Source organism: Rhizobium sp. 05L419 (genome assembly GCF_056397845.1).
Map to the genome: position 1 here is coordinate 7,501 of NZ_JBFTOF010000051.1, position 9,438 is coordinate 16,938.

At 62.0% G+C, this 9,438-nt stretch carries 7 protein-coding genes and 1 pseudogene (1 of these 8 only partly in view); all 8 read left to right on the forward strand.

Annotated features, from left to right (window positions below; genetic code table 11):
• Window positions 1-245, forward strand: the final stretch of a protein-coding gene (locus tag AC1DMK_RS30275) for a pseudouridine synthase (protein WP_477863935.1). 562 nt of this gene lie to the left of the window's left edge; 245 of the gene's 807 nt are visible here — the last part of the coding sequence; its start codon lies beyond the left edge, outside the window; it ends in the stop codon at window positions 243-245.
• A gap of 65 nt (window positions 246-310) precedes the next feature.
• Entirely contained in the window at window positions 311-1,006 is a 696-nt protein-coding gene (locus AC1DMK_RS30280) for a phosphoribosyltransferase (RefSeq protein ID WP_477863936.1), read from the forward strand.
• 112 nt (window positions 1,007-1,118) lie between these two features.
• The gene (locus AC1DMK_RS30285; RefSeq protein ID WP_477863937.1) at window positions 1,119-2,864 is read left to right on the forward strand and encodes an SLC13 family permease; all 1,746 of its coding nucleotides are present in this window, start codon (window positions 1,119-1,121) and stop codon (window positions 2,862-2,864) included.
• Window positions 2,865-2,942: 78 nt separating this feature from the next.
• Complete coding sequence (locus AC1DMK_RS30290; RefSeq protein WP_477863938.1) at window positions 2,943-3,887, forward strand: phosphoribosylaminoimidazolesuccinocarboxamide synthase; 945 nt, start codon at window positions 2,943-2,945, stop codon at window positions 3,885-3,887.
• 111 nt (window positions 3,888-3,998) lie between these two features.
• A complete protein-coding gene (locus AC1DMK_RS30295) occupies window positions 3,999-4,601 on the forward strand; it encodes a TetR family transcriptional regulator (RefSeq protein ID WP_477863939.1) in 603 nt (200 codons plus the stop codon).
• 134 nt (window positions 4,602-4,735) lie between these two features.
• A complete protein-coding gene (locus AC1DMK_RS30300; RefSeq protein WP_477863940.1) occupies window positions 4,736-5,950 on the forward strand; it encodes an efflux RND transporter periplasmic adaptor subunit in 1,215 nt (404 codons plus the stop codon).
• A 39-nt stretch (window positions 5,951-5,989) separates the two neighbouring features.
• On the forward strand, window positions 5,990-9,100 hold the full coding sequence (locus tag AC1DMK_RS30305) for an efflux RND transporter permease subunit (RefSeq protein WP_477863941.1): 3,111 nt from the start codon (window positions 5,990-5,992) through the stop codon (window positions 9,098-9,100).
• A 151-nt stretch (window positions 9,101-9,251) separates the two neighbouring features.
• Window positions 9,252-9,438: pseudogene (locus AC1DMK_RS30310) on the forward strand (efflux transporter outer membrane subunit); the annotation flags it as partial.

Here is a 9,438-nt window from a genome sequence, read left to right on the forward strand (position 1 = left end):
CGGCGACCTTGCTGCGCAATGGCGACCGGAATTCATGGATCGAGGTCGAACTCGACGAGGGCCGCAACCGGCAGATCCGCCGCATGCTCGAAGCCCTCGGAGCCGAATGCCTGCGCCTGGTGCGCGTTGCGATCGGCGGCGTGCAGGTGGGCGACCTGCCGAAAGGCGCCGTGCGGCCGCTCACGGAAGCGGAACTCAAGGCGCTGCGCCGGCGCGCCGGCATGGAAGCGACGAAACGGAACTGATGTCATGCCGGATTTGACGGCATGACAGGTGAGATCGGACTTGATGACATGGCGGACTTGACCACATGACAGACTTGCCTGCACACGACTTCTGGCAGGAAATGCATCCGGCAGGCAGCTTCCCGCTCCACAACGACTTCACCTCTTTCTATGTTGCCGAGCTTGAGGATGGACGCCAGCTTCGCCTGCCCTTGCGCGTGATGGCGGACGGTCGGCATGCTCTTGCCTCGCTGATCGTCAACCAGGCAAGTTTCGAAGTTCTCGATGCCCTGGCCGAACGCCTTGCCGACAAGCTCGGCCCCTTCAATATCGACGTCGTCGTCGGCCTGCCCACCCTCGGCCTGACGCTCGCGTCCGCGCTCGCGCAGAAGCTCGGACACACAAGATACGTGCCGCTCGGCACCTCCCGGAAGTTCTGGTACCGCGACGACCTGTCTGTCCCGCTTTCCTCGATCACGACGCCGACGCAGCAGAAGCGTCTTTATATAGACCCGCGCATGCTGCCTCTTCTTGAAGGCCGCAGGGTGGCACTGATCGATGATGTGATCTCCAGCGGCACCTCGATCCTGTCGGGATTGGAGCTGCTTTCGGCCTGCTCCGTCGAACCGGCTGCAATCGGTGCCGCAATGCTGCAATCGGAGCGCTGGCGGGAGAAACTGGCGAGCGCCGGCCCGCAATGGTTGGACCGGACCGTGGGCGTCTTTTCGACGCCGTTGCTCGAAAGAACCGACGGAGGCAGCTGGCGCTGCCCGGGCGCCTGATCTCGTGCCACCTGAACTCGCTCTGCATCCGCGCTTCGCAGCGCCTGGCCCTGTACAGAGCGCGCACCGAACGGCTACATTCGTCGCGATCGAATAGGTTTCGGAAGATCTCATGACTTTCGAGCAAGCATCGCTGTTGATCCTGCTGGTCGCGATGCTCGCTCTTCTTCTCATGGATCGTTTCCGCGTCGAGGTGGTGGCGATCGCAGGCTTGCTTGCCGGCTATGCGCTCGGCCTCTACCCGGTTGATCAGGTCTTTGCGGGTGTTGCCAGCCCTGTCGTCATAACGGTGGTGGAAATCCTGCTCGTCGCGCAGGTTTTGGCCCGCACCCGGCTTTTCGATCGGCTCACGATCATCCTGGCGGATGCGCGCTTTTCGAGCTCGGGCGTCATCGCGATCCTGTCAGCGGCGACGGGTTTCATCTCCATCTTCATGAACAATATCGGCGCCTTCTCGATCGCCCTGCCCGTAGCGCTCCGCGTCAGCACCATCATGGGAATTCCCAAGCGCCAGCTGGTCATGCCGATTTCCTTCGCCGCCCTGCTCGGCGGCCTGGTATCGCTGATCGGAACGCCTGCGAACCTGATTGTCAGCGATGCCCTTTCCAAAGCGACCGGCAGGGGTCTGCGGCTCTTCGATTTCGCCTATGTCGGCCTGCCGGTCGCGATCGCCGGAATAGCATTGACCGCATGGCTGGCGCCCCGGCTTTTTCCCGGCAGGCAAGAAGATCCGTCAACCGCTGTCGCTCCCCCAAGGCGTCGCATGGTGGCAGAGCGCCGGGTTCCGGCCAACTCGCCGCTCGTCGGAACACGCCTTTCGGCGCTGCCGGATCGTTTCGCGCTGCGCCCGCATGGCCTGTTACGCAATGACGTCTTCGTGTTCGGCGCGCCGGACAACTCCGTTGTTGAAATGAGCGATCTGCTACTGGCGGAGGCTGACGATGCGGTCTTCGACGAGCTTGCGGCATCCGGCGCTCTGGCGACGGCGCGTAGGGCTTCATGGCAGGAAGAGACGACGCGGATCGAGGCCGTGGTCATGCCCGAAAGCACCCTGGTCGGCTCGCGGCTGCGCTCACTGGACGTCTTTGCCAGCCGCGATGTTGCGGTCACCGCGCTGTCGATGCGATCCCCGCGTATTGAAGGACGCTTCGACGACCTGCAGCTCTCGATCGGCGATGTCGTCGTGCTGGAGGGAGTGCGCGAGGCCATCATGGACGCTCTTGACGAGTGCGAATGCCTTCCCCTCGCCTCGCCGGCGGCCCCATCCCCGGCGGCAGGCACATGGCAGCCCTTCGCGATCTTCGCCTGCGGCATCGCCGCGACGGCCTTCGGGATCGTTCGGCCGGACATTGCGCTGGCCGGCGTCGTCCTCGCACTGGCGCTCTTCAACTATCTGAACATGCGCCAGGCGATGGCCGATCTCAATTGGCCGATCATCATCATGCTCGCCGCGATGATTCCCATAGGCTCGGCAGTCGCAAGCACCGGCACCGGGGAAATGATCGCAGCCACCCTCAGTCTCGCCGTGCCCGTCGACAAGCCGCTGGCCGGTCTCGCGCTCATTCTCTTCCTGGCCATGGCGCTGACGCCGTTCGTCAACAACGCCACGGTGGCCATCATCCTCAGTCCTGTCGCCTTGGAGTTTGCAGCCCTCGGCCATCATGCGCCGGAAGCGTATCTGATCGCGGTCGCGGCCGGCGCCTCGCTGGATTTCCTGACACCCTTCGGCCACCACAACAACACGCTCGCCATGGGCATCGGCAGCTATCGCTTCGCCGACTTCCCGAAGGCCGGGGCTCCGGTGGCAGTGGCAAGCTATGCTTTGAGCCTGCTTCTTATATATGTGTTCTGGCTTTAGGCCCGGATTGCTTGACATCGCCGGCGATGGAACTAGAGCAAGGGAATGCCCCGATAACTGACAAGGACGGTCGAGCACGTGCCAATCCTCTCCGAAGCCCATTTTCCAGAGCTGCCGAATTACTACCGCGGCAAGGTTCGCGAAAACTACGACCTTCCCGACGGGCGCCGCATCATCATCAGCACGGACAGGCTGAGCGCCTTCGACCGCATCCTCACCTGCATTCCCTACAAGGGACAGGTTCTGACGCAGACCGCACGCTATTGGTTCGAGGCGACGAAGGACATCTGCCCGAACCACGTCATCGAGTATCCCGACCCGAACGTCGTCATCGGCAAGCGTCTCGATATCCTGCCGGTCGAGATCGTCGTTCGCGGCTATCTCGCCGGCACGACCGGCACCTCGATCCTGACGCTCTACAAGAAGGGCGAACGCGAGATGTACGGCATGCGCCTGCCCGATGGCCTGCGCGACAACGAGAAGCTTCCGGAGCCGGTCATCACACCGACCAGCAAGGAATTCGACGGCGGACACGACGAGCCCCTGACGCCGGCCGAAATCGTCGATCGCGGCCTGCTAACCCAGGGGCAGTGGGAGACCCTTTCGAAATACGCGCTCGCTCTCTTCGCCCGTGGCCAGGAACTCGCGGCCAGACGTGGGCTGATCCTCGTCGATACGAAGTACGAATTCGGCACCGACGAGAACGGCACGATCATACTTGCCGACGAGATCCACACACCGGACAGCAGCCGCTACTGGCTGGCGGACAGCTACCAGGCAAGCTTCGACGCCGGCACGCGCCCGGCAAGCTTCGACAAGGACTTCGTCCGCGCCTGGGTGGCCGAGCGTTGCGACCCCTATAAGGACGAAATTCCGGAAATTCCGGCCGAACTGATCGAGCAGACCTCGAAGGTCTATATCAAGGCCTACGAGGCGATCACCGCGCAGCCCTTCGTGCCGGACGACAGCGAGGCCACGCCGGTCGAGCGCGTTCGCCGCAATCTGTCGCCCTATTTCGCCTAGATCGACCCGGCTGCAGCGAGGGAGTGCCTGCAACATTGACTTGCGGGCTTTCCTCAACTGGCGTTAGGGTTGGCAGAGATGGGGCGCCGGATCAAACCGGCGGGGGACGGCATGGCACGCAGGCCAAGACGCAAGGCCGAAGAGACGCGCGAAGACATTCTGACAATGGCGGAACTCCTGTTTCGCCAGCGTGGCTTCGTCGCAGTCTCGATCGCCGACATCGCAGCCTCTCTGGGCATGTCGCCCGCCAACGTCTTCAAGCATTTCCGTTCCAAGTCTGCCCTCGCCGACGCCATTGCCGAGCGCCACCTCGGCAATGTGGCGGATCGTTTTGCGTCCTTTGACGACGACCTTCCGCCGAAGGAACAGCTGCTGCGCTTTGTGTTGCGCTTGCTCGACAGCCATCTGGAGGACATCCAGCAGAACCCCTACCTTTTCGAAATGGTCCTCATGACGGTCGAGGCAAAGCTCGACGCAGCCGTTCGATATCGGGAGCGCATTGTCCGGAAACTGGATGACATCATACGCAAAGGCATCGCCACGGGCCGCTATCATTGCGCCAGCCCCGAGGACGCTGCGAGCACCGTCGCAGATGTCCTCGCAAGTGTCCTGCACCCCGTTCTCATCGCCCGTGACGACAAGGACACACTTGTTCACCGCGCGCAGCAGATCGTCACTTTCGTTGATGCCGCACTGCAAAATAGCGCTTGCTAAGTGACGATTCATAACTTACGTCACTTCGTAAAGTCTTTCTTAAATTCGGATCAGTGGCGTTTGATTCTGGATCGATGATCGGCCTTCTCCCAAGAGGCCATTGATTCCGACTGCCACCGCACAAGGAATTCAATATGATACGTCGCTTCTTCCTCGTTTCCTCGGCACTGGCAATCGGCGGCATGCTGGCGGCCTGCAACGATAGCGGCAACAAGCAAGGTGCTGCAGGTGCGGCGGGAGCCGCCCAGCAGGCCGCCCCCGTCGGCGTCGTCGCGCTGAAGAAAAACATGTTCCCCGTCACTACGATCCTTCCCGGTCGCGCCGAAGCGTTCCAGACAGCAGACATTCGCCCGCAGGTAAGCGGCATCATTCGTGAAATCCCGTTCCGCGAAGGCGGCGAGGTCAAGAAGGGTGACATTCTCTACCAGATCGAGGACGCTCCCTATCGTGCGACTGTCGCCCAGGCCAGGGCCGCCATTGCGAAGGCCGAAGCGAGCGTCCCGAGCGCCCAGAGCAATTTCGACCGCTACCAGCGTCTGGTGGGATCGGGTGCCACGCAGATCGAATTCGAAACAGCCAAGACAAACCTTCTTCAGGCCCAGGCCGAGGTCGAGGCGGCGAAGGCGGCGCTGACGGCTGCCGAGATCGACCTCGATCATACGCAAATCACGGCTCCCTTCGACGGCGTCATCGATCAGACGGCCTACAATGTCGGCAACGTCGTTGCAGCCAACCAGACCACCGCGCTGACCACCGTGCGCCAGCTCGATCCGGCCTACATCCTTCTGACGGAATCGAGCACCAACCTGCTGCGCCTGCGCAACGCGATCGCGTCCGGCGAAATCAAGGGCCCCAGCGCAAATGGCGCCTTCCGGCTGATACTGGAAAACGGCAAGGAGTATGAACAGAAGGGCACGCTCGACATGTCGAAGTCTGTCGTCAGCGAGACGACCGGCACCTTCACCATCCGCGTGCGCTTCCCCAATCCCGACCGAATCATCCTGCCGGGCATGTATGTCCGCGCAACGCTGGAACTTGGCACCGAAAGCGGCTTCGCCCTGCCGCAGCTTGCCACCAGCCGCAACGCCAACGGCGAGTTGACGGCCCAGTTCGTCTCCGCCGACGGCAAGGTCGAGACGCGCATCTTCGAAAACGCATCGCCTTCCAACAACGCCTGGCTGGTAACCGACGGCATCAAGGACGGCGATCAGCTGATCGTCTCCGGCCTGCAGTCGATCACGTCGGGTATGCCGGTGAAGCCGATGCCAATGCAGATCAATGAGAAGGGCATCGTCGTGCCTGCGGAGCAAGCCGCCTCCGGCGACGCGCCGACACCCGCCGCGAAGTAACGCGACGAACATTGATCCGAGCCGTACAGGAATAGCCCAATGGCCAAGTTTTTCATCCGACGCCCGATCTTTGCGTGGGTCATAGCGATCACGATCATGCTTGCGGGCCTGCTCGCGATCTTCACGCTGTCGATCTCGCAGTATCCAGACATCGCCCCGACGACGGTGCGCATCAACGCCACCTATCGCGGCGCAAGCGCCGAGACCGTCGAAAAGTCAGTGACGACCATCATCGAGGACGGCATGACCGGCCTCGATGACCTCACCTACATGACGTCCACCTCGTCGACCGGCTCCGCCAGCATTTCGCTGACCTTCGGCACCAGCGCCGATCCTGACATCGCCCAGGTTCAGGTTCAAAACAAGCTTCAGCTCGTCCAGTCGAAACTCCCCGGCGACGTCATCGACGCCGGCATCAGCGTGACGCGGTCGACCTCCAGCATCCTCCTTGTTGGCTCGCTGGTGTCCACCGACGGCAAGCGCAGCTCCGTCGACCTCGGCAATATCATGTCGACCTCGATCGAAGACCAGATTCAGCGTATCGAGGGCGTCGGCAGTATCAACGTCTTCGGCTCCGGCTACGCCATGCGCGTCTGGCTCGATCCTTTCAAGCTCGTCAAATACCAGCTGACCACCGGCGACGTGACGTCGGCAATCGAAGCGCAGAATACGCAGGTTTCCGTCGGTTCGCTCGGCGCCCAGCCAGCCGTCGAGGGACAGCAGCTGAATGTGACGATCACTGCACAGAGCCAGCTGACGACGGTTTCCGACTTCGAGCACATCATCTTGAAGGTCGAGAAAGACGGTTCGACCGTACGTCTGAGCGACGTCGCCCGCATCGAGATCGGGCAGGAAAGCTACGGCGGCTCGTCACGCTACAACGCTCAGCCGTCAAGCGGCTTTGCCGTCAACCTGGCGATCGGCGCGAACGCCATCGACACGGCCGCCCGTGTCCGCAGCGCGCTCGACACCATCAGCCGCGGCCTGCCGGAAGGCGTCGAGATCACCTACCCCTACGATACGACGCCGTTCGTCGAGCTCTCGATCGAAAAGGTCGTGCACACGCTGATCGAGGCGATCGTCCTCGTCTTCGTCGTGCTTTTCATTTTCCTCCAGAACCTCCGGGCGACTCTGATCCCGACGATCGCTGTTCCCGTCGTGCTGCTCGGAACCTTCGGCATCCTGGCGATCACGGGCTATTCGATCAACACGCTGACCATGTTCGCCATGGTCCTTGCAATCGGCCTGCTGGTCGACGACGCCATCGTCGTCGTCGAAAACGTCGAGCGCATCATGACCGAGGAGAAGCTATCGCCGCTTGAGGCGACCGAGAAATCGATGGGTGAAATCACCGGCGCCATTGTCGGCATCGCGCTCGTCCTCACCGCCGTCTTCATTCCGATGGCCTTCTTCGGCGGCTCGACGGGTATCATCTACCGCCAGTTTTCCATCACGATCGTTTCGGCGATGCTCCTCTCCGCGCTCGTCGCCATCGTGCTGACGCCGGCATTGTGCGCAACCATGCTTAAGCCGGTCTCCGAGCACAAGAAGCACCGCGTCGGCGACTGGTTCAATCGCAACTTCACGCGCTCGACCAATGGCTATGTCAGCACGATCGGCTATCTGCTGAAGCGTCCGGTCCGCGTCATGCTCGTCTTCCTCCTCGTTGGCGTCGGCTGCGCCTATCTCTTCACGCGGCTGCCGACCTCGTTCCTGCCGCAGGAAGACCAGGGCGTCCTGTTGACGATCGTCACGACTCCTCCCGGCTCCACCACCCAGCAGACGCAGGCGGTCGTCGAGAAGGTCGAGAAGTACTATCGTGAGAACGAAAAGGACGCCGTCCAGTCCGTCTTCGGGGCCCTCGGCTTCGGCTTCAACGGCTCGGGCCAGAACAGCGCCATCGTCTTTACCAAGCTCAAGGACTTCTCCGAGCGCACGGATCCGAACCTGCATGCGCAAGCCGTCGTCACGCGCGCGCTCAAGACCTTCTTCACATTCCGCGAAGCCCAGGTCTTTGCTTTGCTTCCGCCCGCGATTCAGGGTCTCGGCGTATCGAGCGGCTTCTCCATGTATCTGGTCGATACCGGCGGTCATGGAACCGATGCACTCGATGCCGCTTCCAAGCGCCTGATCCAGGCGGCCAATGCCAGTGGCAAGGTCGTGGCGCTGCGCAGCAACAACAAGGAAGTCGAGCCCCAGATGAAGATCGTCATCGACCAGGAGAAGATCGGCGCCATGGGTGTCGACATCGCCGCGGTCAATTCGATGCTCTCCGTCATCTTCACCGGCCGCGATGTGAACGACTTTACGCTCAACGGCGAGATCAAGCCGGTCTATGTGCAGGGCGACGCGCCCTTCCGCATGCAGCCGAGCGATCTCGACCATTGGTATGCCCGCAATTCGAACGGCGAGATGGTGCCGTTCTCGGCCTTCACCCGCACAGAGTGGGTCAAGGGAGCGCCAACGCTTGCCCGCTTCAACGCAGTGAGCGCAATCCCGCTCGACGGCGCTTCTGCGCCAGGCGTCAGCTCCGGCGACGCGATGAACGAAATGGAAGCGCTGACCGAGCAGCTCGGCGGCGGCTACACAGTCGCCTGGCAGGGCATTTCCTACCAGGAACGCCTCTCCGGTTCGCAGGCCCCGATGCTCTACGCGATCTCGGTTCTCGTCGTCTTCCTCTGCCTGGCGGCGCTTTACGAAAGCTGGTCGATCCCGTTCTCGGTCATCATGGCGGTCCCTGTCGGTGTTCTCGGCGCGCTGACGGCCGCGACCCTCTTCGGCCAGGCGAACGACGTCTACTTCAAGGTGGGCCTGCTGACGACCATAGGCCTTGCGGCGAAGAACGCGATCCTGATCGTGGAATTCGCCAAGGATCGAATGGAGACCGGAATGGGGCTCATCGAGGCCACGCTGGAGGCGGCGCGGTTGCGGCTGCGCCCCATCATCATGACCTCGCTGGCCTTCATCCTCGGCGTCGTACCGCTGGCGATTGCAACCGGTGCGGGCTCCGCCGCACAGAACGCAATCGGCATCGGCGTCCTCGGTGGCATGCTCTCGGCAACGGCGATCGGCATCTTCTTCGTGCCGTCCTTCTTCGTCGTGATCCGCCGCATCTTCTCGCGGCGCCAAAAAAATGAGACGGGAGTGTGATATAAATGCACTGTGAGAAACGCGAACTCATTGATACATTGCCGCCAACTGCTTCGGGATGGTGTTTCTCGTTTGAGCGAAGCGCGGCCGATAGCGAAGCATGACGGCTTCAGACATGAATGAATTTGGTCGAGTTACAGGAAGATTGTTAATGGTATCGTTTCGTTTCGCCTCTCCGGCACTGCTGCTCCTTCTCGCGGGCTGCGTGAGTGGTCCGGATCACGTCCCTCCGGAGATGCCGCTTCCGGCCAAGTTCAAAGAGGGCGGGACGAAAGGCGACGGCGACGTTTCGACGATTGCCTGGTGGACAGCCTATCGCGATCCGCGGCTGAACTCGC